Below are 23,091 nucleotides of genomic sequence, written 5' to 3'. Positions count from 1 at the left end.
CAGGCGCTTCATCGGTCACGAGGCCCTCCGCCGACGCTGGCCGCGCCGTTCGCTACCGTCCCGACTGATACGGACGATCTGCTGATCTTTTGCGCCAAGCCGCAGTTCTGCAGCGTCGAACAGGCGATCGACCACATAATAGCGACCCGCCATCCGATAGTTGACGAGGCTGGCATCCCCGGAGGCGGCGATCACAAACAACGGCGGCACCTCGCCGACCGAGATGCTTGCCGGGAATTCGATGAATGTCTGTTGCCCATCGTCGAAAGCACGCAGTGGCCGCCAGGGCGGATCATCGCCGCTGAGGGTATAGCCGAAGCTGAGCTTTTCGATCGCGAGACCGGTCGCGACCGGCGCCGCGGCCGCGGTGGCAATCTCCGAACGGCGGAGCGCCAGCAGCGCATCGTCTGGATAAGTCCAGGAAATAGCCGTCATCGCTGTCGCGAGCGTGCTCTCCAGTTGAAGATGATAGGCACGCCGGTCGGTGGTGATGACGATATTGGTCCTGAGCCCCGCCGCAAACGGCTTGACGAGAATGTGCGTGCGCCGCGTATCGCCATTGCCACTGGTGGTGTCCCCGATGGTCCAGCGCACGGTATCGCCAGCGGCCACCGCGGTAACGGTTTCGCCAGGTTGGAGCACGATGTCGGTCACGCGTTCGGGTGCGGCATAAAGCCGGTAGAGCACGCCTTCGCCATAGGGATAGACCTGCACCGCATTGATGTAGCCGGCGATCGACGGCTCGCGCAGTGCCGCGTGGTTGGCCGACCGAACGCGCGCGGTGGGCGTTTCGGTATCGGGATTCTGCCCGCGTGGCGGAGCAGCGGGAAGCGGTTCCGCGGCCAAGAGGGTCAGCAGCGATGCCGACAGGGCAAGAGGTCGCATCATTGCGGTGTCCTTTCCGATGAGACGGGCCGATTGGCTGGCGCGGCGCCCAAGTGTGGATCGAGCGGCGAGCCAAGCGGAAGGTCGGCGGGTGTCGCGACAGGCACCGACGGCGGCGTGGGCGAGACCGCTGGCGTGTCCAACTCGCGGCTCCAGTCGATCGCGGTGACATAGAGGCCGAGCGGGTTCTTCCTCAAAATCTCGGCGGATCGTGGCGGACGGACCTTGACGGTCAGGATCGCTGTCCAGCGAGAGGTGCCGGCCAGGCTGCCACGGTCATACCGGCTCTCGGTCCATTTGACTTGGAACGAACTGTCGGAAGCGCGCACGACGCTCGTGACCTGCACCGACACGGTTTTTTCGCCGATGTCGGAGAATGGGCTGGAAGCCCGCGCATGTTCCCCGAGAAAGAGTGCCCCGCGATCGGTCACGAAGTCATAGGCCGACAACCAGTTCTCGCGCATGAGCAGCGGGTCCAGCGACCGTGAACGAATGTTCGCAATGAACCGGGCCAGATGCCACGCGATCTGCGGATCGGTCGGCCGATAGTCGTTCGCAACTGGCGCCACTGCGCGCGCCGCGCCAAGCTGATCGACCTCGACAACATAAGGCACGACCCGGCTCTGCATCGATTGCCAGACCAGCGCACCCGACAGGCCTGTCGCGAGGATCAGCCCGCCAAAGGCCATCAGCCGCCAGTTGCGGGCCTGGACGCGCGCCGACCCAATGCGCTCGTCCCACAATTGGCCGGCCCGCTGGTACGGCGTCTCAGGCTCGGGCGTCCGCCCATAGCGCTGCACGGCACGCTTGAATCGCATGGGCTTACTCCCTTTCCTTGATGTCGGGGTTGGCGCCCGCGCCGCCGCGGTCGCCCTCGCGCAGCGCGTGGACCACCGCGTGGCGGCGTGTGCGGGCTGTTTGGCTGGCATGAAGCCGACGCGCCCATGCAGGAGCGGTGTCGGATCCGGTTTGCTCCGACCCGCTCGATGCCGTGCTGCCGGCACGATTGAGTGCAGCCCAAGCGGCATTGCGACCGCGCTCGGCGGCGGCGCCAATCCCGAGCGCATTTCCGATCTTCTGTGTCGCCGCTCCTTTCGCGGCGCTCGCCATACCGCCGATTGCGCTGCCGCCCGTCTCACGCCCGAGCTGCGCTGCGGTCGACGCGGCCGCACCCATTGTCGTGCCAGCACGGATGGCGCCAAGACCGGCACCGGCGAGACCACGCGTCGCCGCGACTGCAGCGCCTCCGCCCATCGCCAATCCACCGGCGGCGAGCGCGGCGGTCCCGATCGCCGATCCCGCGCCAAGTTGCGGGGCTCCGGCAACAAGGCCCGAGGCGATGCCCGGTCCGAAGATACCAAGGCCAAACAAAGCGAGGCTCGCAAGCACGAGGCTCATGGCCTGGCCGATATCGGGTTCCTGACCCTGCAGCGCCGAGACGAACTGGGCGAAGAAACCGGAACCGATGCCGACGATGACGCCCAGCACCATCACCTTGATGCCCGAGGTCACGACCGAACCGAGCACGCGTTCGGCGAGGAACGAGGTCCGGTTCCACAGCGCGAACGGCACCAATACGAAGCCTGCAAGTGCAGTCAGCTTGAACTCGAGGATGGTGATGAAGAGCTGCACCGCCAGGATGAAGAAGGCGCAGATGACAAGCAGCCAGGCGATCAGCAGCACCATGATCGTGAGGAAATTGTCGAAGAAGGTGGTGAACCCGAGCATCTGCGATGCCTGGTCGAGGAGCGGCCATGCTGCCTCGAACCCGGTCCCTGCAAGGCGTCCGGGCTTCAAGAGATCATCCGCAGAGAGCGTGCCGCCGCCCGCCGTCAGTCCCAGCCCCGCGAAGGAACGGAAGATGATCTCGGCAAGCGTCGAAAAGCTGTTCAGGATGAGCGCGAAGGCGCCGACATACAGGATCTTCTTCAAGAACCGGCCGATGATATCGTCCTCGCCGCCCATCGCCCAGAATAGGCCGGCAAGCGTGATATCGATGCCGATCAGCACCGTGGTGAGGAACGCGACATCGCCGCCCAACAATCCGAACCCGCTGTCGATGTAGCGGATGAAGGCGTCGAGGAAGCGATCGATGACACCCAGGTCGTTCACGTCGGCGATCCTCTTAAAAGATGTCTGTCGCGGGGCCGCAGGCCGAGCGGAGCGCTGGGGGGTCTCGCGCGGACCCCGCGACGAGACGACGCCGGCAGCAGGTACCGCCGCCAGCGCGCCTCAGCTCAATCAGGCGTGTAGGCCTTGCCGCTACCGAGGAATTTTCGCGTCGCTGCGCGCGCTTCCTGAGCTTCCTGCACGCGCCGCGCCTGCTCGATCGATTCGCTGCGATACTGTGCGGCCATCATCTGCTGGAGCTGGAATTGCTGCTTGGCGGTGAGCGCGAGAAGCTGGTTGGTCGCCTGCGCGACCTGCAGGCTACCTTCAGCGCCCTGGCTCTTCGCGATGATCTCGGACAGCAGCTGTGCATCGTCGCGCACATTTTCGACGACCTGCGCCTGTACGGTCATCGTCTGCTGGAACCCCGCCATTGCTGCGTCCAGCCTCGCCCTTGCATCAGCCACACGCCGGTCGAGCCGAAGCGTCTGGTCAAAGCTATCGGGAAACAGGGCACGGAACTTGGCATCCAGCGCATCGACCCGGAAGTCGATGCCTCGTGCCTGTTCCATCAATCGGTCGATTTGCTGTAGTTTTTGACGAAGCTGGTCGAGCTGCGGGAAATCGGTCCGGCTCAGATTTTTCGCCATATTCGACAGCATTGCCGCTTCGTTCTGCAGCGACTGGATCTGCTGGTTGATCTGCTGGAGCGTGCGTGCGGCGGTCAGCATATTCTGCGAATAGTTACTCGCATCAAACACCGGGATCGCCTGGGCCGGCGAGGACATGGCCACGAGACCAGCGCCGAACGCTCCCAGGGCGGCGGTACTGATCAGTGCTGCAACGATATATTTCTTCATCGAGAGTCTCCTTTCCGTGGGGCTTTGGGCGGAAAATCGGCGAGCAGATCGGCCGCCCATCCGAGGCCGGCACCGGACAGGAAGTTGGCGGCGAAGTCGGATGGGCCATATTCGGCAAGGATCGCGTCGATGCGCGTCTGCGTGGCTGGATTGGAAGCACCGCACAGCGTCAGCGCGATCGGCCCAAGGCCCAGCTCGAACAGCCGGTTGCCGCGTGCAGACTGGAGGTAATAATGCCGTTTCGGGGTCGCCCGACTGATCAGCTCGATCTGGGCAGGGTTTAGCCCGAACCGTTCATAGGCCGCACGGCTCTGGGGTTCGATCGCCCGATCGTTGGGGAGCAGGATGCGCTGCGGGCAGCTCTCGATGATTGCCGGCGCGATCCCACTGTCCGCAATATCGGCGAGCGATTGCGTGGCAAACACCACCGCGACATTCTTCTTGCGCAGCACTTTCAGCCATTCGCGGATTCGCGCCGCGAACAGGGGGTGGTCGAGAAATATCCAGGCCTCATCGAGAACCAGCAGCGTGGGTTTGCCCGTGAACCGCGCTTCGAGCCGATGAAACAAATAGGTCAGCACTGGGGCGACGACACCGGTTTGTCCCATCAGGGCCTCGGTCTCGAAGCAATGCGCGTCGGCGAGAGCCAGATCGTCCTCGGCCGCATCGAGCAGCCGGCCGAACGGACCTTCCAGCGTATATGGCGCAAGTGCCGTGCGGAGCGCGATGGTCTGAAGGAGCAGCGCCAGGCCGGTCAGCGTGCGTTCCTCGACCGGCGCGGTGGCGAGGTTGTTCAGTGCCGACCAGACCGCCTCCTTGACCTCAGGGGTCACAAGCACCTTCTCGTGCGCGAGCAAGGCCGCGATCCATTCCGAGGCCCAGGCGCGTTCGTCGGCTCGATCGATGTGGCGAAGTGGCTGGAAGGCGATCGCGCCGTCCGTTTCCGGATCTTCACCGCCGAGGCCAAGGGCATGATGCGCGCCGCCCATGGCAAGGACGGCTGCTCGCGCGGAACAGCCCTTGTCGAAAATGTAGATCTGGCCGCCTTCGTAGCGGCGGAACTGGAGTGCGAGCAGCGCCAGCAGCACCGATTTTCCAGCCCCTGTTGGACCTACGATGAGCATATGGCCGACATCGCCGACATGCGTACTCAACCGGAAGGGTGTCGACCCGCTGGTGGCAGCATATAAGAGCGGTGGCCCGTCGAGATGGGCGTTGCGCAACGGGCCCGCCCATACGCTCGACAATGGCATCAGGTGCGCGAGGTTCAACGTGTGAACCAGGGGTTGGCGGACATTGGCGTAAACCTGCCCCGGCAGGCTCGACAACCATGCCTCCACCGCGTTCACGCTCTCGCGCATGCAGGTGAAGCCAAGCCCGTTGACGATGCGTTCGACCGCGCGGACCTCCTCTTCGACCCGATGACGGTCAGGATCGGAAACGGAAATCGTGGTGGTGAGATGGCCGAATGCGACATGGTCGCCGCCAAGCGCCTGCAAGGCGAGATCGGCATCGACGACCTTGTTTTCGGCGTCGCTGTCGAGAAGCTGGACCGGCTGGTTGTAGAGCACCTCTCGCAGAAGCGCTGTCACGGATTTGCGCTTGTTGAACCATTGGCGCCGCAGCTTCACGAGTGCCTTTTGATCGGCCCCCACCGAGTGGTCCGGTTTGATTGTTAGTGCATTGTTGCTTCCGCCGCCATTGCTGACGGTAGGTGGAGCGAAGCGGAACCGGACGGCGGCAATGGCGGTGTCGCACTTTCCGGGGCCGGCGGCCGATAGCCGAGGCTGCTGTGCGGGCGAACGGTGTTGTAATGCCGCCGCCAGGCCTCGATCAGCACCTTGGCCTCGGCGAGGCTGTAGAAGATCTCGCCGTTGAGCAGTTCGTCGCGGAGCGACCCATTGAAGCTTTCGTTATAACCATTCTCCCACGGTGAACCGGGCGCGATATACAAGGTCTTCACGCCGATCTGGGCGAGCCATGTCTGCACGGCAGTGGCGATAAACTCGGCGCCATTGTCCGACCGGATATGAGCCGGTGGTCCCCGCGCGATGAACAGGTCAGCGAGAGCCGCCAGCACATCTTCATGCTTGAGCTGGCGTGCCACGATAAGCGCGAGGCACTCCCGGCTGGCCTCGTCGATAATGGTGAGGATCCGGAACTTGCGCCCGTCATGCGTACGGCCCTCGACGAAGTCGTAGGCCCAGACATGCCCTGGATATTCCGGCCTGAGCCGGATACACGAGCCGTCGTTCAGCCATAACCGGCCCCGCTTTGGCTGGCGCTGTGGCACCTTCAACCCCTCCTTGCGCCAAATCCGCTCAACGCGTTTGCGGTTCACCGTCCAGCCGGCATCGCGCAGCAATGCGGTCACCCGGCGATAGCCGTAGCGGCCGTATTGCTTGGCCAGTGCGATAATGTCCTCGGTGAGCCGCACCTCATCATCCGCCCCGCGCGGCACCTTGCGATGCGTCGACCGATGTTGCCCGAGCACCCGGCATATACGCCGCTCGGACACTGGCAACTCCCGCCGCAACTGATCGATACAGCGTCGCCGCCGCGCGGGGCTCAGAAGTTTCCCCGAGCGGCCTCCTGAAGGATCAGCTTGTCCAGCGTCAGGTCCGAGATCGCCCGGCGAAGCCGCAGATTCTCCTTCTCCAGATCCTTCATCCGCCGCGCCTGGTCGGTCTTCAGACCGCCATATTCCTTGCGCCAGCGGTAGTAGGTTTGCTCGGTGACCGCGATGCGCCGGCAGGCTTCGGCCGTCGTTCCACCCTGCGCCAGCACGATCTCAACTTCACGCAGCTTGCCGATGATCTCTTCCGGCTTGTGCTTCTTGCTCGGCATTCGTCGTCCCTTTCGTGATCCAGACTATCATAGTCGATGGACCACTCAGACGGAGGCAGATCAGTTCGGCGGGTGCGATGATCTCGACCCCGGATTGCTGCGCCAAGGTGGTGAGCGCGCTATCGAGCGGCTGGGCAGGGATGTCGTAGCGGTGGCTCGTCGGTTGCAGCGCATATGCCGGGCTTACCCCGGCAAGTAGCACGGCCAGAATGAGCCCGCGTTTCGTCCCGGTCGCCTTTGCCATTTTCGTCGTCATTCTTCCCTCCCGTTGCCGCTCTCGAAGGGAGCGGTGTTCGGGCGGTTGACGACAGGAGGGGCTGATACCCTCTCGATAAGATCAGATAGGTGTCAGTTCTGTTGTCGCGCGAGCAATATCTTGCCGTCGGCGCGCTCCGTGGCGGACAGCGCAAGCGCGGCCGAGAGCTTCGATGCCAGCGCTTCGGCATCGCCGGGACGGAATGCGCCCGAGACGCGCAGGCTTCCCAGGGCGGGATCGGCCAGCACGATCTTCTGCCGGCTGTAGCGATTGGCTTCCTCGACCAACTGCGAAAGCGGCAGGCCGTGTGCCGGCAACAGGCCGGAAGGCCATTCACGCGCGCTGTCTCCGGCCGGTTCAACCGCGGCCGAGCTTGCATTTTCGTCCAGCTTCACGCGCTGTCCCGGAACAAGCCGTGCAATCCGGTGCGGGGCGGCCCCGGCCGAGCGACGCTCCACGTCGACCGCGCCTTCGAGCAGAGTCACTTCCACGGCGCCCTGGTCGATGCGCACGTCGAATATGGTGCCACGCGCAACAATGGATTTGCCTTGCGCCGAGACGATGAAAGGGCGAGCCGCGTCATGCGCCACGGCAAAGCGGGCGCGTCCCGAATACAGGGTGATGCGCCGCTCGCGGTCGGAATAGTCGACTTCGAACCGACTGGCGGTATCGAGCGTGACGGTAGAGCCATCGGCCAAGTCGATGGTGCGGATTTCGCCGACATCGCTCACATAGCGTGTTGCGGCCGGCACGGGCCGCACCGATGAAATGCCATAGCCCGTCAGCAGGAAAGCCAGGCCGATCGCGACTATGGCCAGCGTGGCAGCGAGTGCATAGCGCCTCCACGGAGAACGCGGGGGGAGCGATATCGGTTGAGGGGGCTGGTCGCCCCGAACCGTGCCGGTCGCGGTCACCGCCCAGACTTGCTCGATAGCGGCGTAGGCGCGCGCATTGGCGAGATCGGCGCGCCACGCCTCGAACTCGGCCCGAACCTGGTCGGCATCGGGTGCGTGGAGGCGCGCGAACCAGTCGGTTGCTTCGTCAATACGCGCGCTCTGGGCCTGTTCGCCCGTATCGCGGGATGTCACGCGTCCGATCCCAGCGATCGATGCAGTTCACGAAGGGCGAGCGAGATGTGCTTTTCGACGGTCTTGATACTTACCCCCATGCGCTCAGCAATCTGGGGGTAGGTCATATCCTCGAAACGATGCGCCATGAAGATCTCGCGGGTTCTGTCCGGGAGCGAGGATATAGCAGCATTGACGCGATGGAGCATATCCCGGGCCTCCAGCATGGCGTGCGGATCGGGGGTTGCGAGCACGCAGTCATCGGCGCTCACATGGAGTTTTTCGGACCGCCGCGCGGCTGTCTTGGCTTCGTCGCGCACGAGATTGACGGCGATCCGTGTGAGATAGGCGCGGGGTTCGGCAAGCTGGACGCGCTTCTCCCGATCGAGCCCGAGCAGGCGCGCAAAGGCGGTGTGGATCAGGTCGGCTACCTTGTCGGATTGGCGGACACGACTGCCGAAGAGCCGGCGAAGGCGGGGCGCTTCCTCGCGGTAGAGAAGTGCCACGTCGACATCGATCGCGCCGGCGCCGCCTGCATCAGTGTGGAACGCCTCTTCGGTCGGATCGGCCGGGCTCCAAAGGTTCAGGTGCACGGCCAACTCCGCCCGCAGCATGCCCGCCTGACTGTCGCCACAAATGCTTTGCTCGCCATGGTGTCGCCTCCTCGTTGAGGCGACCGGCGGTAAGCCGGGTGTTGAGAACATGCTTGAGGCACGCGTCGACGCCTTTAGCCCTGTGGGGCCTGGACATGCGCGTCGACCACCCGGCAACCAATGGGCGTCCGGTTTGGGGATTTCTCAAGCGAGGTTCTCACGCCTCGACACCACATGCCGTGGCGCGGCTACAAGCCTAGAGTCGGCTTCCAACAATGCAAGCGCTCTTCTCTTTGCGTAATTTCGAATCGCGCCAAAGACACGGGGATTCGCTTGGCAGACGCTTTCTTGCGTAAATTGCCATTGGCCTGATCAAATCTTGCAGATCAGGAATTTTCAAAGTGTGCTCTTATTCTCTACTGATACGATAAGAATGATTACTTGACTCAATTTGACGATTGGTAGCCGTCATGTAACAAGTCGCATGGGGCATCCGGGTGGCTGGCACTTGTTCAGGCTCTTTGGCCAAAGGCGCCAGCGCATGGTTCAAGTCATGTTCTCGACACCCGGGTGCCTTCACCCGCGGAACGCGGACTACCAAGCTGCGTGAAGACGCAAATACTTCCGTCGATTGACCGGCTAAATAGGCGAGCACTTTCGTGCCGTCGAAGCAACAAAAGTCAGCGTTTTCGGTCGGCTTGGCGATGTCCGAGATATAATATCCCACGCCCGGGCAGTCTAATGTTCGGCACTGGATCCTGTCTCATCCTCGCCCGTGTCGGGTGCGACCGCAGTGGCTCAGGTTTCGAGCTGCTTGCGCATGAATTTCTCCACGCGCGCCAGTTGGAGACGGATTTCATCAGCGCTCCACCCCTGACGGCAACCATAGGCGCGAACATCGGCCTCCACCTGCAACCAGCTCAGGCCTGCCTTGGCCGCCGCGCTACGATAAGCGTGGGCGCGTTCCTTATCCTTCGGATGAACGGCAAATGGGGCGCTCATAAAGGCGAACCCGCCGCCGACCTGTTCATAGATTGGGCTGGTGCCGGTGGCTTCCGCCATGAGAGTCTCGGCCCGCTCAAGGGTCTCTTCGATCGAATCCTCCGCGAACTCGCGTGCCTCCATATAGCCCGTCAGATGCTTGCTCACCTCAGCCCATCCAAGGCCGGCATCTCTCGCCCGCGTCAGGTAATCCAATGCGCGCTCGCGGTCCTTGGGGTGAACTGCAAAGGGCGCCGCTTCGAATGCAAATCCGCCAGCAACCAACCTGTCCCAATCTTCCGCCATTCGGTCCCTCCCTTGTGCTTTGAAGAGCATAGCCTTGTTTAATTATCTAGCTGCAAAATTGTCATTTATTACGCGGATCTGCCAATTGCGGTCCGACGAGATCTGCAAAACTGTCGAGCGCGGTACTGGTTCGGAGTCACGCGGCAACTGTGTCAGGCCGGAACGGATCGCCGATGCCGATGCGATCCGCTTCCTCCAGCAGGAAGGTAAGGGTTTCTGCGCACTCCTCAGCTGACTCATAGCGATCCGCATAAAGTGCGATCAGCCGCTTCCAGGCACGCTCGCGATCGCCATGCGTGGTTTTAAGGCAATCGCGATACAGGGCACGACAGTTCACCGCCGCATTGTGATGTTCCCAATAGGAGCGGACAAGAGGCGCCAGTATGAAATTGGAATCCACGCGGGCCGCAACATGCGTCCAGTCGACTTCATGCGGCCGATTGGGAGCGGCGCCTATCACGGCGGCCATGTCCCCCAGCTGCATCAGTGCCTCATCGTCCGAATAGCGTGGCTGGCGCTGCTTGAGGCTCGGCAGGATCGTCGCGCAATCCATGCAGATCAACTCGACGCGATGGGAAGCGATGAAAGGTGGAAGGGTGGAAGTGTCATCCTCCTGTTCGTTCCAGATCTCCATCAGGGTGAACTCTGTGTGTTTGAACAATTTTCCCGACCACGGCCGCCTGGAATTGCGGCTGCGGCGCAGAATCTGCGCTTTGCCGCGTCTGCATGCAGCGCACCTCCAATCATCATCGACCGCCTTCCAAAGTTCGAGGGCGCCGCCGCCATCGTAATTCGCTACCTCCTCGGGCGTTGGCACTTCGACCCGCAACGACCGCCTTGCGGATTTGGATGCCGCCGCGCCGTCGCGGGACACGGAACGCATTTCGAAGGCGGACAGGTCGCGGGAAATCACGCGGTAGAGTTCGCCATGTTCCCGTGCGAACCAGCTATGGACATGCCGGTACATTCCCATCGTACTGAGATGTCCGGCCGGCGGCAGGTTTCCTTTTTCCGAGACGAGCGAACCTGCGGCCATGGTGGCAAATAGCTGGTCGAGCAGCGCTACGCGCATTTCGAAATTCGTCCGCTCAGCTTCGTAGATCTGGTGCGCCACCGGAATGTCGATCATATGCTCGCCATTCGCGTTGGCGCGCACGAACTGGCGGATCTCGCTTGGCCGGAAACTGAAATCGGGGGACATGCCCGCGATCGCGCGCTTCGCCACGCCGTCTGACTTGTTGCACTCCGCGCAGACCAGCGTCGGCTCGAAGCGTGCAACGAGTCTGCTGGCGAGTTTCTCGGTCTGAAGGGCACCCTCGGGCGCCCGTTCGCCCCATTTCTGACCGTATTTGGCCTGGGCGAGCCGCTTGAAGCGATCGGTTAGATGGTCGTGATGTTCCTCAAGTCGAGCCAGGAGCACGCCATTGTCGAGCAGCCTGAAGATATCCGGTTTGCGCCGTCCACATCCGGGGCATTGCCAGCCGGGCGAAGTCGATGCCCAATTTTCATCCAGATCGAGCTTGTCCGTCTGGAAACGTTTCAGCGCCGCCTTCGTCGTCGCCGACCAGGTGCCGTCGCGCTCATGATACAGGCGCGCCGCCTCTTCGTCCGAGCAGTTGCGCAACATGGGGAGGTGCAGTTGCGCCTCGAACCATTCCAATGCCAAGTTTTCCCTCCGCCAATGCACAGTCTCGCGCACGCCACCTTCATTGCCCGACAGCCAGCCGAGCGAAGCGCCGATAAGCGGAGCCCCCTACGCGATTGGTTCTGCTAATGTTCTCGTAGCATAACGCTACAAGACCAGGAAAGGCAGTGATGTGCCCCCGCACGCGAAGGCACACCATCTGTTCAGAGCGCGAAATTGCCGCGATCGGCGTAGCCCGCAGGGCGAAGCTCAAGCGCGGCTGCCTCGGCGAGCCGCTGCTTGCGGCAGCGGAAGCTCCAGTTCTGCCGGCTGTCGGACGATACCTGGAGCCACGCGCCGTTTCGGCGCTCCAGCCATCCCGAGGCGAATAGATCGCCGGCGTGAAAGCCGGCGTTAGCGGCAGGAACCCATCGTTCCGCGTCGGCCGTCGGCCAGAGTGCAACGTGAATGGAAAGCTCGTCCCACCCGGCATCCCAAAGCGAGGCGATTGCCGGGATATCGCCGATTGCGAAGCGAAACACATGCGCCTGCTGTCGCTCGTGGCGCTCGCGCTCGGTGCCCGGCCATCGATTGTCACCGGGCCGAAGCGAGAAGAAGCGCCGCGCCAGACCCTCGTTGATGCCCGCTACCATGGCGTTGCGCCAGGCGCGGCGGCGGGACGATTTCGAGTAATCGACCAAGTGAAATTTGGACGAAATAGTGTTGAGCACATGCGTGCCGTGTTCGAGCGATAGCCCGTCGAACAGCATGTACTGATCTTGTGGAGCGCATGGCTTGCCGGTCAGCTCTTCGCGCCGGGTAAGAAAGGCGGTCTCGTCAAGCAAGATGAAGTCAGGGTCTCCGGGATCGGTCGCGTTGACGGCGCCGAGCAATGAAGCATGGGTGCGGAAACCGCACGCGGCCGCAAGGGCCTCTGTCAAATGGGCCGATTTGTCATGGGGAAAGCGCGATACGAGCGCGCGTTTGACGGCACGAAGACCGTCATTGGTCAGGGAAACGGATGCCACAGATCAATCCTTCGTATCTGGGTCGATGTCCGTCGATTACACATCGACCAAATACGAAAGGTCGATCGGGATCTTGAATGTCAGCTTGGACCCGACGGCAGGTCTGGCGAGACGGCCGATCACTTTATGGTTGCTCGAGCGGAATGATTCAAGAGGCTTGGTGCACTGCATTTCAATGCTGTCGAGACCTGCTGCAGAGAACCTGATGTCTGATTTGCATAAAGCAAAGGAAAGCGCGCGATCACGACGTCGTCACCACAAAACTATCCCGTGGCGCCAATGCCTCCAGGATCCGGCACTCGGAAACCGTCCCGCCATTGCATGAAATGATGAGCGCGCTCAGTTCGCGCCTGAGGGCGTTCAGGTCGGCAAGTTTGCGGTCGACTTCAGCCAGATGCTCGCTTGCCAATGTATCGACGGATCCGCAATCCCGCTGTTTGTCGCCGGCCAGATCGAGCAGTGCGCGAACCTGATCGATCGAGAAGCCCAGATCGCGGGCGCGGCGGATAAAGCTCAACCGCGCCAGTGCCTCGGCGCCATAGGCGCGATAATTGCTCCCCGTCCGCTCGGGCGCAGCTAAAAGACCGATGCGCTCATAATAGCGGATCGTCTCGACCTTTGTGTCGGTCGCCTTCGCCAAATTGCCGATCGTGAACGCCATGTCTTGACCCTGTAGCTACTACAAGGTGCATATGGCACTGCGAATCGCGTTTTGCGAGAGGAAGAGATGGCCTGTCCGAGTTGCGCCGCCGATAAGGCGGGATCCCCGAACGACCCAAGGTGGCGCCGTGCCCTGTGGATCGCGCTCGCGGTCAACCTCGCCATGTTCGGCGGCGAGATGTTCGCGGGGCTGTCGGCGGGGTCGAAGGCCCTTCAGGCGGATGCGCTAGATTTCCTTGGAGATTCCGCCAACTATGCGATCAGCCTTGGCGTCGCCGGACTGGCGCTCGTTTGGCGCGCCCGCGCCGCACTGCTCAAGGGCGCAACGCTTGCCGTTCTCGGTTTCTATGTGATCGGCGCGACGCTCTGGGCGATCTGGAACGGCGAACGGCCGCAGGCAGAAGTGATGGGGGCGGTCGGCATGCTCGCACTGATCGCCAACGCGGCGGTCGCGATCATGCTCTACCGCTTTCGCTCGGGCGACGCGAACATGCGATCGGTCTGGATCTGCTCGCGCAACGACGCGATCGGGAATATTGCCGTGGTTCTGGCGGCCGCAGGCGTCTTCGGGACCGGCACGGCCTGGCCGGACCTTATCGTCGCTGCAATTCTCGCGGGGCTTGGGCTCAGCGGCGGCATGCACATCATGCGCGCGGCGCAGGTCGAGCTCCGGCAGGTCGCAGCGGCTCCTTCCCATCAGACCCGGCACGCCTGATATGCGTAGGGGGGCTTCGTGGCTATTAGGCGGCGCGCTGCTTTTTGCGGCGCCCGCGCATGCACAGACCGCGCCCGCGTTCGGCGAGCTGCTTGTACAGGCGCAATCGTCGTCGCCCCGGCTGTCGGCCAGCGGCGCCGAAATCGAAGCCGCGCGAGGACAGGCGGATCAGGCATCCGCCCGGCCAAATCCGACGCTTCGGACCGAGGTCGAGAATTTTGCCGGGCAACGTCCCTTTCAAGGATGGGATCGTAGCGAGACAACTATCGCCGTCGAGCAATCGCTCGAACTGGGCGGCAAGCGTCCGGCGCGCGTTGCTGCGGCCAGGGCCGATGTAACCACCGCCGAGGCGCGGGCACATCAGGCACGCATCAATTTTGCGCACGAACTGGCGGTCGCCTACGCAACGGCGGAAGCCTCCGCGGCGCGCGTATCTGTCACCATCGACGCGCTCGACCTGGCCGAATCCGACGCGCGGGTCGCCCGCCTGCTGGTCGAGAACGGCCGTGAAGCGCGTGTCCGTTCGTTGCAGGCGGTATCCGCCGTAACCAGTGCGCGCGCCGATCTCGCCTCGGCACGCGCCGAAGCCGAGGCGGCGCTGGCACGCCTGTCGGCGCTGTCGGCAGCGCAGGTGCCGTTCACCGCGGTTGCGGGCGGGCTGCTCGATGCGACGCTGCCACTTCCAGGTGATACCGACCGGGAAAGTCCATCGGTTCAGCTTGCGCGGGCCGAACGTGATGCCGCCCTGCGCCGGACCGAGTCCGAACGCAGGCGCGGTGTTCCCGACCTGACCGTCAGCCTCGGCGCACGCCGTCTGGAAGAGGAGGACGCGACTGCCATGGTCGCCGGCCTCTCGGTGCCGTTGCCGTTTTTCGACCGTAACCGCGGCAATGTCGCGACCGCGTCGGCCAATGCCCGGGCAGCCGAATCGCGTCTCGCCGAGGCGGCCTCGCTGGCGGAAGCCGATCGTCTCTCTGCGCGCAGTCGCGCGCGCGCCGCCGACGAGACCGCGGTCGCCGCCCGGGAGGGCCAGGACGTTGCCGCCGAAGCCTATCGGCTCGCGCGTATCGGATATGAATCGGGCAAGATGCCGCTGAGCGAAGTGCTCGCCGCGCGGCGTACACTGATCGAGGCGCGTTCGCGTGCGGTCGATGCCCGCCTAGCACGCGTTCAGGCCATGGCCGAGTTCGCGCGCGTCCAAGGCCTGACACTTGCCGGAGAATTGCGCTGATGGATCGCCGCTCTATCCTGTTGGCGGCCACAGCGCTGCTGGCTGCCGGAGGTATCGGCTTCACCGCCGCGCGCCTCACAAACGGCTCTAACCAGGCAGCGGAAGGTTCCGAAGAGGAGCACGGCGAAGAACATGGCGAGGCCGGGTTCGTACCTCTCAAGCCCGGCGAGGCGGCGGCGGCAGGGATAACCGTCACAACTATCGAGGCGGGCGCAGGATCGGAAGTGCTGCTCGCCGGCCGCGTGACCTCCGCGCCCGACGCACAGTCGAATGTCGGCGCGCCGCTTGCCGGCACGGTGTCCCAGGTTCATGTGGCGCCCGGTTCGCGGGTCTCGGTCGGCACGCCGATCGCGACACTGCGCAGTGCCGATGGCGCGAGCGCACGGGCGTCGCTCGACGCATCGGCCGCAGCGGCGGAAGCGGCGCGCAGTGCAGCGGCGCGCGAACGCCGGCTTTTCGATGCGGGAGTCGCCGCCCGGCAGGACTGGGAGACCGCGCGCGCGGCGTCTCTCAAGGCCGAGGCAGATCTGCGCGCCGCGCGCGCGCAGACAGCAGCGCTCGGCTCGCCGGGCAGCTCTGGCGTCACCGTTGTCCGCAGCCCGATCGCCGGAACCGTGACAAGAGTGGTGGTCGCGGCCGGCTCGGTCACCGCCCAAGGCGCGGAAATCGCAAATATCATCGACCCAGCACGCGCTGAGCTGGTCTTCGACGTGCCGCCAGCGAGCCTGGGGCTCGTCCGTGTCGGCGCAGCAATCAAGGCGCAGCGCCCCGACGGCCAGCCGATCGAGGGTATCGTGACTGCCATTGCGCCGGGCGTGGCGGGCGGCAACGGAACGGTTCGCGCGCGGCCATCTGGTGAAGTTCCTCCGGTCGGCAGCGTGATCTCGGCGCGGCTTGCCGTCACCGGCGGTGGCGCGATCACGGTCCCCAGCGAAGCGGTCCAGACAGTGGACGGCGTGCCGTCGGTCTTCATCGCCGAGGCGGGCGGCTTTCGTGCGCGACCCGTCATGACCGGCATGACCGGGGCGGGCCGGACCGAGATCAAGCGCGGCCTTTCGGGCAATGAACGCATCGCGGGCGCCGGCGCCTTCCTGCTGAAGGCCGAGCTCGCCAAGGGCGAAGCCGAGCACGAGGACTGACGATGCTGGCGCGAGCGATCGACTTCTCCGTCCGCTGGCGGTGGCTGGTGGTGGGCATCGCGGTCCTGCTGGCGGCCTTTGGTCTGCGCGAGCTGACCAAGCTGCCGATCGACGCCGTGCCCGATATCACCAACCGTCAGGTCCAGATCACGACCGTCGTGGCGGCGCTCGGTCCTGAAGAGGTCGAACGGCAGGTGACCTTCCCGCTCGAGACCGCGCTGACCGGTCTGCCGGGGCTGGTCGAGACGCGATCGCTCTCGCGCCACGGCTTTTCGCAGGTGACAGCAGTGTTCACCGATGCAACCGACATCTACCGCGCGCGCAATCTTGTCAGCGAACGGCTCCAGTCCGCGCGTGGCAATCTGCCCGACGGGGTGGCCCCGTCGATGGGGCCGATCGTTACCGGCCTGGGCGAGGTCTATATCTGGACGGTCGAGTTCACGGGCGCGGCCGCCAAACCCGATGCCGTCTATGTCACGCCCGAAGGCGAGCGTTTGACCACCGATCAGGAGAAGGCGACCTATCTGCGCACGGTCCAGGACTGGATCATCGCCCCCCAGCTCAAGACGGTCGAGGGCGTGGCGGGCGTCGATGTGCTCGGCGGCTATGTGAAGGAATATGCGGTCCATCCCGACCCCGCGAAGCTGGCCGCCTATGGCGTCGGCCTTACCCAGCTTGTCGAAGCGCTGGAGCACGCCAACCGGATCGCGGGCGCCGGCTATGTGAGCCGCGCCGGCGAAGCCTATGTGGTGCGCACCGACGCGCGCGTGCGCACGATCGCGGAACTTGCCCAGACACCGGTGCTCAACCGCGGCGGGCAGATCATCCGCGTCTCCGACGTCGCCGAGGTCGCGATCGGACGGGCGCCGCGTCTGGGCTCTGCGAGCGAAGGCGGCCGCGAGGTCGTGGTCGGGACCGCGTTGATGCTCCAGGGCGAGAATAGTCGCGCGGTCGCCAAGCGCGTCGGCGAACGGCTTCAGGAAATCGGGGCAAGCCTACCGCCCGGGGTCATGGCCCGCCCGGCGCTTGATCGAACCAAGCTCGTCGACGCCACGATCAGCACGGTCGAGCACAATCTCGCGCTCGGTGCGCTGCTGGTGATCGTCGTCCTCTTCCTTGCGCTCGGCAATGTTCGCGCGGCGATCATCACTGCGCTCGTGATCCCGCTCTCGTTTCTCTTTGCGGCCGGTGCGATGAACCGGTTCGGGATCAGCGCCAATCTGATGAGCCTGGGAGCGCTCGACTTCGGGCTGATCGTCGATGGCGCGGTCGTCATTATCGAGAATACGCTGGGGCGGCTCGCGCTCAGGCGCGAGAAGCTGGGGCATCCGCTTGATGCCGGCGAGCGGATGCGCATCGCAGCCGCTGCTGCCAAGGAGATGGCGCGCCCGGCGGCATTTGGCCAGGCGATCATCCTGCTTGTCTATGCGCCGCTGCTCGCGTTCGAGGGGGTCGAAGGCAAGATGTTCGGCCCGATGGCAGCGACGGTCATGCTGGCGCTGGCCGCCGCCTTCCTGCTTTCGCTGACCTTCGTTCCGGCGATGACCGCGCTCTTCGTCCGCGAGCCCAAAGGACATGGCGAGACGCGGCTTACGGCAGCGGCTCGGACGCGGTTCGAGCCCATGCTGCGCGCCGCCGTCGCACGACCGGGAACGGTTGCGCTCGGCGCCGGCGGTGCGCTGGCGCTCGGCCTGCTGGCTTTTTTCAGCCTTGGGCGCGAGTTCGTGCCAACGCTCGACGAAGGTGACATGCTGGTCCAGGCGTTCCGCGTGCCCTCAACCTCGCTCGAGCAGAGCCAGGCCATGCAGTTCCGGGTGGAAAAGACACTGACGGCGATGCCGCAGGTCGCCCTGGTTTTCACGCGCACGGGCACCGCCGAGGTTGCGTCGGACCCCATGCCACCGAGCATTTCCGATACCTTCGTCATGCTGAAGCCACGCGCAGAATGGCCCGATCCGCGCCTCAGCAAGGATGAGCTGGTCGGCCAGATGGAAGGCAAACTCTCCCGGCTACTTGGAAACAATTATGAGTTCACGCAACCGATCCAGATGCGTTTCAATGAGCTGATCGCGGGCGTCCGGTCGGATGTTGCGGTCAAGATTTACGGCGACGACTTCGCGGTGATGGGTCGGACGGCCGAACAGGTGGCGTCGGTATTGCGCGGGATCGAGGGCGCGGCGGATGTCCGGGTCGAGCAGATATCGGGGCAGCCGACGATCACTGCATCAGTCGATCGCACGGCGGCGGCAGCGCTTGGGGTTCATGCGAGCGACGCCGCCGACGCCCTCGCAATCGGCCTAGGCGGGCGCGAGGCGGGCCATGTGCTCGAAGGCGATCGCCGTTTCGACGTCGTGGTACGGCTCTCCGACGCCATGCGCGACGATCCCGTGGTGATGGCGCAACTCCCGGTCATGCCCGAAGGCGCGGAAGCCGGCACCTCGACGGTGCCGCTCTCGGCCGTCGCGCGGTTCGACACGGCCGAAGGCCCCAACCAGGTCAGCCGCGAGAATGGCAAGCGCCGGATCGTCGTCCAGGCCAATGTGCGCGATCGCGATCTCGGCGGCTTCGTGTCGGAGGCGCGTGAGAAGGTCGCAGCACGAGTGCCGGTACCGCCCGGGAGCTGGTTCGACTGGGGCGGGCAATTCGAGAATCTGGAGCGTGCCAGCGCGCGCCTTGCGCTGATCGTGCCGCTGGTCTTCCTGCTCATCGGCGTCTTGCTGTTCCTCGCGCTCGGTTCGGCAGCCGAGGCGGCGCTGGTGTTTGCGGGCGTGCCGCTTGCCCTGATCGGTGGCGCGCTCGCACTTCTGCTGCGCGGCATGCCTTTCTCGATCTCGGCGGCGGTGGGCTTCATTGCTGTCTCAGGCGTCGCGACGCTCAATGGGCTGGTGCTGATGCAAAGCATCAAGCAGCGGATTGCCGAGGGCGTGCAGCCTGAAGAAGCCGCTATTCTCGGTGCGACAGCGCGGTTGCGAGCAGTGATGACGACGGCTCTCGTCGCGATCCTCGGCTTTGTTCCGATGGCGGTGGCGATCGGGCCCGGAGCAGAGGTGCAGAAACCGCTCGCGACGGTCGTGATCGGCGGGTTGACGACGGCCACGATCCTCACGCTGTTCGTACTGCCGACATTTGCAGCAAAGGTGATCAGCGGCGCGCACCACCCATGGTTCGACACGCGAGCGATCCTGCGGAAGTTCCGTCGCCAGGCGGCATGAGCCTGCGTTCCGCCGCGACGTTTGGATTCTCTGTCCGTTGCCCGTCTGCTATAGCGAACGCGGATCAATAGCGCTTGACCCTGTAGCGGGTAGAGGGTGCATGAAGCGCTCGTTTCCGGATTCGAAAGTCGACCAATGGACAGAAATTGCAGCCGCCGGTTATCGCTCGGCAGTGTCCGGGGGGGCGGTTCCCTGCGATCTTTCATCGCCGCATTTCTGTTCCTGCTCCTGGCATGTGGCCCGGTCCCGGCACTCGCGAGTGATGCGGATGTCCAGACGACCTGGCGATTGCTCGATTACGTAGCCGTCGACTATTCGGGGGCGGTTGCCAACGGGCGGGTCACCAGCGACGCCGAATATGCGGAGATGACCGAGTTCGCGGGTCAGGTGGAAACGCGTCTGAAGGCACTGCCAGCCAACAAGGCCAAGTCCGATCTGCTGAGACAGGCGGCCGAATTGCGGACCGCAATCGGCGCCAAGCAGGCTCCGGTGGATGTGTCGACCAGGGCGCACGCGCTGGCGAACGCGCTGCTTGCAGCCTATCCGGTTCCGCTCGCGCCTTCTTCTCCGCCCGATCTCGCGCGCGGCGCGAAACTCTATGTCGAGAATTGCGCCGCGTGCCATGGCCCGGCCGGGGATGGCAAAGGCCCCAATGCCGTGGGCCTCGACCCACCGCCGATCGCGTTCACCGACGCCGCGCGCGCCAACCAGCGCAGCCTGTTTGGCCTCTATCAGGTCATCACTCAGGGCCTTGAGGGCACGGCGATGACGAGCTTCGAGACGCTCTCGAATGACGACCGGTGGGCGCTGGCCTTTTACACCGGAAGCCTCGCCTATCCGCCTGCCGAGGCGCAGACGGGCGAGGGGCTGTGGCAGGGCGATGCGAGCCTCAGGGCCAGGCTCCCCAACATGGCGGCGCTTGCGGGCACCACCCCCGATGTCCTCGCGACCGATATCGGGCGGGACAAGGCGCAGGCCGTGTCAGCATATCTGAGGCGTCACCCCGAAGCGCTCATCGCCAAGCCCGAGGGGTCGCTTGCGCTCGCACGTGAGCGGCTGGACGCAAGTCTCAAGGCTTACGCGGCTGGCGACCGCAAGGCGGCGACCGATCTCGCGCTTTCGGCCTATCTCGATGGCTTCGAACCCGTGGAGCCTGTCCTCGCCGCGCGCGACGCGGCACTCATGGCGCGGATAGAAGGCGCGATGGGCGAATTGCGCAGCGCGATCGGCAAGGGCCGTCCCGTGCCTGAGGTGAAGGCCGCGATCGGAGCCCTCGACGGACTCTTTGTCGAAGCCGAAAGCGCACTGGCGCCTGACAAGGCGAGCAGCAGCTCGACCTTTCTGGGCGCGTTCGGCGTGCTGCTGCGCGAAGGGCTGGAGGCGCTTCTCATCGTGATCGCGATGATCGCCTTTCTGCGCAAGACCGAGCGCGTCGAGGTGATCCGCTATGTCCATGGCGGCTGGGTGGCGGCGCTGGGTGCGGGCGCGCTGACCTGGGCAATCGCCACCTGGTTCATCGGCATCAGCGGGGCGTCGCGCGAGCTGACCGAAGGCTTCGGATCGCTGTTCGCTGCGGTCATCCTCGTGTCGGTCGGCATCTGGATGCACGGCAAGAGCAATGCCGAGGCCTGGCAGCGCTACATCAAGGAGAAGATGACGCACGCGCTGTCGCGCGGTTCGGCATGGTTCCTCTTCTTCCTCGCCTTCGTCGTCGTCTATCGCGAGGTGTTCGAGACGATCCTGTTCTATGCGGCGCTGTGGACGCAGGGCAACGGGATGGCGCTCCTGGCGGGCGCCGTCACGGCCATCCTTCTCCTCGCTGTCATCGCCTGGGCCATGCTTCGCTACAGCGCGAGGCTCCCGATCACGCAGTTCTTCTCGTGGAGCTCGATCCTGATCGCGATCCTGGCGGTCGTGCTTGCGGGCAAGGGTATCGCGGGATTGCAGGAGGCGGGCATCCTGGGTGTCGGACCGCTGCCGGGCGTACCGCGCATCCAGATGCTAGGGCTCTTCCCGACGGTCCAGACGGTATTCGCGCAGATCGCGGCACTGGCGATCCTTGGGGTCGGTTTCTGGATGAATGGCCGCAGCGCCCGGAAGCCTGCGGCCGACCGGGCCTAACTCCTGCGCGCGGTCAGCAGCGCGATCGTGCCGGTGAGCGTGTGAATGCGCACACTCTCCCGCACATCGTCAAATCCGGCTTCGGATATCAATGCTGGAAGGACACCATCGGCATTCGGCTGCGTATCGGCAACGCCGTCGAGCCGCTGGATGGTCGCCCGGAACAGCAGGCGCATTAGCCCCGTCTGGCGGCCATAGTCGGCAATGAGAAGCCGCCCGCTCGGTCGGAGCGCTGCGCGCATCGCCTGAAGTCCGGCCCGTTTTTCGGCCATCGGCACCTGATGGAACATCAGGCTCGACGTGACGGCATGCGCTGAAGCAGCTTCGACGTCGCGCGCGAAGCCGCGCCTCCAGCCTATATCTACCCCTGCAGCGCGCGCCTTGGTTTCAGCGATCGCCAGCGCCTCCTCATCGGGATCGATCCCGATCACCGTGACGCCAGGCTGCGCCATCTTGAGCATGACCGCAAAGGTCCCCGTCCCACACCCCACGTCGAGGATGGTCTCCCCGGGCTTGGCCGCGAGTACTGTGAGCATCGCCTCGCGCCAGCGCAGTTCGCGCGTCCAGCGGCGGATGGCGCGATCATAATCGGCGGTCGCGCCTGTCCCGAGCGGCGGCGTGTAGCTGCTGTCGTTCATCCGGATACCGCGCCTTGCCGACGCGAGATCTCGCGAAGCGCATCGCGAATGATGTCGGTGGCCGAGTGGAGAAACAGGAGCGCGATCGCGCCGGCCACGACGAGATCGGGCCAGGCCTTGCCGGTCCAGGCCACAAGACCCGCCGCGATGATGACGGCGACATTGGCGAGGGCGTCGTTGCGCGAAAAAAGCCAGATGGCGCGTGCGGTGGCATCGCCTTCATGGCGGAACCGCGCGAGCACGAGCGCGGCCGAGACATTGACGATAAGTGCCACGCCGCCGATTCCGCCCATGAGGTCGGCTTCAGGCGGTACGGCATGAAAGGCGCGCCACGCCGCAAAGCCGATCACGCCAAGTCCAAGCGCGCCAAGAAACAGCCCCTGGATGAGTGCCGTCCTGCTGCGTGCGACCGCGGACCAACCGAGCGCGACGAGTCCAACAAGGGTGATCGATCCATCGCCGATAAAGTCGAGCGAATCGGCCTTGAGCGCCTGCGATCCGGCGACGAATCCGCCCGCCAGCTCGCACAGGCCGAATCCGATATTGAGGACCACCACGATCCAGAGTGCTCGCCGGTAGGCGGGGTCGACGCTGGCGCGTTCTTCATCGCCGCTGCATCCACAATCGCTCACTCGCACCTCCTCAAAACAAGGTCGGCATGTGATGCACCCTGTAGTAGCTATAGAGTCAACACCCATTGCGACCGCTATTTGCCCGGCCCGATGAGGGGATTGGACGTCGGCAGACCCCGCGCCCCTTGCGCACTGAGCGATGCCTCTTCGCGTCCCCATCGCACCAATTGTTCCGAGGGCAGCTTTC

General features: G+C 64.5%; 19 protein-coding genes and 1 pseudogene. 5 read left to right on the top strand and 15 right to left on the bottom strand.

Annotation, left to right across the window (positions count from 1 at the left end; genetic code table 11):
* Nucleotides 1-15: 15 nt before the first annotated feature.
* The 13 genes and pseudogenes from trbG to KC8_RS06600 all read right to left on the bottom strand — a co-directional run bounded on the left by trbG (nt 16) and on the right by KC8_RS06600 (nt 13,217).
* The gene (gene trbG / locus KC8_RS06655) at nt 16-888 is read right to left on the bottom strand and encodes a P-type conjugative transfer protein TrbG (protein WP_010128018.1); all 873 of its coding nucleotides are present in this window, start codon (nt 886-888) and stop codon (nt 16-18) included.
* Nucleotides 885-1,703 (bottom strand): conjugal transfer protein TrbF, encoded by an 819-nt coding sequence (trbF, locus tag KC8_RS06650; RefSeq protein ID WP_010128019.1) that lies wholly within the window; start codon nt 1,701-1,703, stop codon nt 885-887. Before trbF ends, trbG begins: the two co-directional genes overlap by 4 nt.
* A gap of 4 nt (nt 1,704-1,707) precedes the next feature.
* On the bottom strand, nt 1,708-2,997 hold the full coding sequence (trbL, locus tag KC8_RS06645; RefSeq protein WP_010128020.1) for a P-type conjugative transfer protein TrbL: 1,290 nt from the start codon (nt 2,995-2,997) through the stop codon (nt 1,708-1,710).
* Between the two features lie 125 nt (nt 2,998-3,122).
* The gene (gene trbJ, locus KC8_RS06640; protein ID WP_010128021.1) at nt 3,123-3,854 is read right to left on the bottom strand and encodes a P-type conjugative transfer protein TrbJ; all 732 of its coding nucleotides are present in this window, start codon (nt 3,852-3,854) and stop codon (nt 3,123-3,125) included.
* Nucleotides 3,851-5,494: pseudogene (locus KC8_RS06635) on the bottom strand (TraG/VirB4 family ATPase); the annotation flags it as partial. The gene trbJ and the pseudogene KC8_RS06635, both read right to left, overlap by 4 nt.
* Nucleotides 5,495-5,529: 35 nt before the next feature.
* A protein-coding gene (locus tag KC8_RS06630) for an IS3 family transposase (RefSeq protein ID WP_157663893.1) occupies nt 5,530-6,701 on the bottom strand; the annotation gives its coding sequence in 2 pieces (ribosomal slippage) (nt 5,530-6,437 and nt 6,437-6,701; 1,173 coding nt in all).
* Nucleotides 6,652-6,957 (bottom strand): hypothetical protein, encoded by a 306-nt coding sequence (locus tag KC8_RS19765; RefSeq protein ID WP_157663904.1) that lies wholly within the window; start codon nt 6,955-6,957, stop codon nt 6,652-6,654. The genes KC8_RS06630 and KC8_RS19765 overlap by 50 nt, the downstream gene beginning before the upstream one ends.
* Before the next feature lie 92 nt (nt 6,958-7,049).
* The gene (locus KC8_RS06625) at nt 7,050-8,045 is read right to left on the bottom strand and encodes a FecR family protein (protein WP_010124844.1); all 996 of its coding nucleotides are present in this window, start codon (nt 8,043-8,045) and stop codon (nt 7,050-7,052) included.
* Nucleotides 8,042-8,638 (bottom strand): RNA polymerase sigma factor, encoded by a 597-nt coding sequence (locus tag KC8_RS06620; RefSeq protein WP_010124845.1) that lies wholly within the window; start codon nt 8,636-8,638, stop codon nt 8,042-8,044. Before KC8_RS06620 ends, KC8_RS06625 begins: the two co-directional genes overlap by 4 nt.
* 777 nt (nt 8,639-9,415) lie before the next feature.
* Nucleotides 9,416-9,904: a hypothetical protein gene (locus KC8_RS06615; RefSeq protein ID WP_010124846.1), complete on the bottom strand. Its 489-nt coding sequence runs from the start codon at nt 9,902-9,904 to the stop codon at nt 9,416-9,418.
* Nucleotides 9,905-10,040: 136 nt separating this feature from the next.
* On the bottom strand, nt 10,041-11,570 hold the full coding sequence (locus KC8_RS06610; protein ID WP_010124848.1) for a hypothetical protein: 1,530 nt from the start codon (nt 11,568-11,570) through the stop codon (nt 10,041-10,043).
* A gap of 182 nt (nt 11,571-11,752) precedes the next feature.
* The gene (locus tag KC8_RS06605) at nt 11,753-12,556 is read right to left on the bottom strand and encodes a hypothetical protein (RefSeq protein ID WP_010124849.1); all 804 of its coding nucleotides are present in this window, start codon (nt 12,554-12,556) and stop codon (nt 11,753-11,755) included.
* A gap of 241 nt (nt 12,557-12,797) precedes the next feature.
* Nucleotides 12,798-13,217, bottom strand: a complete 420-nt coding sequence (locus KC8_RS06600; RefSeq protein WP_010124850.1) for a MerR family transcriptional regulator — start codon at nt 13,215-13,217, stop codon at nt 12,798-12,800.
* A 66-nt stretch (nt 13,218-13,283) separates the two neighbouring features.
* On the opposite strand from KC8_RS06600, the gene KC8_RS06595 reads away from it, so the two are divergent.
* The 5 genes from KC8_RS06595 (at nt 13,284) to KC8_RS06575 (ending at nt 21,634) form a co-directional block, all read left to right on the top strand.
* Nucleotides 13,284-13,931 carry a cation transporter gene (locus tag KC8_RS06595; protein ID WP_010124851.1) on the top strand — a complete coding sequence of 216 codons (648 nt, stop codon included), beginning with the start codon at nt 13,284-13,286 and terminating at the stop codon, nt 13,929-13,931.
* Between the two features lies 1 nt (nt 13,932).
* Complete coding sequence (locus KC8_RS06590; protein ID WP_010124853.1) at nt 13,933-15,162, top strand: TolC family protein; 1,230 nt, start codon at nt 13,933-13,935, stop codon at nt 15,160-15,162.
* Nucleotides 15,162-16,301, top strand: coding sequence for an efflux RND transporter periplasmic adaptor subunit (locus tag KC8_RS06585; protein WP_010124854.1), 1,140 nt, complete (start codon nt 15,162-15,164; stop codon nt 16,299-16,301). The genes KC8_RS06590 and KC8_RS06585 overlap by 1 nt, the downstream gene beginning before the upstream one ends.
* A 2-nt stretch (nt 16,302-16,303) precedes the next feature.
* Nucleotides 16,304-19,513 (top strand): efflux RND transporter permease subunit, encoded by a 3,210-nt coding sequence (locus tag KC8_RS06580; RefSeq protein ID WP_010124855.1) that lies wholly within the window; start codon nt 16,304-16,306, stop codon nt 19,511-19,513.
* 135 nt (nt 19,514-19,648) lie between these two features.
* A complete protein-coding gene (locus KC8_RS06575; protein WP_010124856.1) occupies nt 19,649-21,634 on the top strand; it encodes a cytochrome c/FTR1 family iron permease in 1,986 nt (661 codons plus the stop codon).
* Here KC8_RS06575 and KC8_RS06570 read toward each other — a convergent pair.
* On the bottom strand, nt 21,631-22,272 hold the full coding sequence (locus KC8_RS06570; RefSeq protein WP_010124857.1) for a class I SAM-dependent methyltransferase: 642 nt from the start codon (nt 22,270-22,272) through the stop codon (nt 21,631-21,633). The genes KC8_RS06575 and KC8_RS06570 overlap by 4 nt on opposite strands.
* Nucleotides 22,269-22,904 carry a cation transporter gene (locus KC8_RS06565; protein ID WP_010124858.1) on the bottom strand — a complete coding sequence of 212 codons (636 nt, stop codon included), beginning with the start codon at nt 22,902-22,904 and terminating at the stop codon, nt 22,269-22,271. Before KC8_RS06565 ends, KC8_RS06570 begins: the two co-directional genes overlap by 4 nt.
* Between the last annotated feature and the right edge of the window lie 187 nt (nt 22,905-23,091).

The organism is Sphingomonas sp. KC8, assembly GCF_002151445.1.
GTDB lineage: Bacteria > Pseudomonadota > Alphaproteobacteria > Sphingomonadales > Sphingomonadaceae > Sphingomonas_E.
The sequence above is the reverse complement of the archived record's forward strand: the minus strand, read 5'-3'. Positions and strand labels throughout refer to the sequence as shown.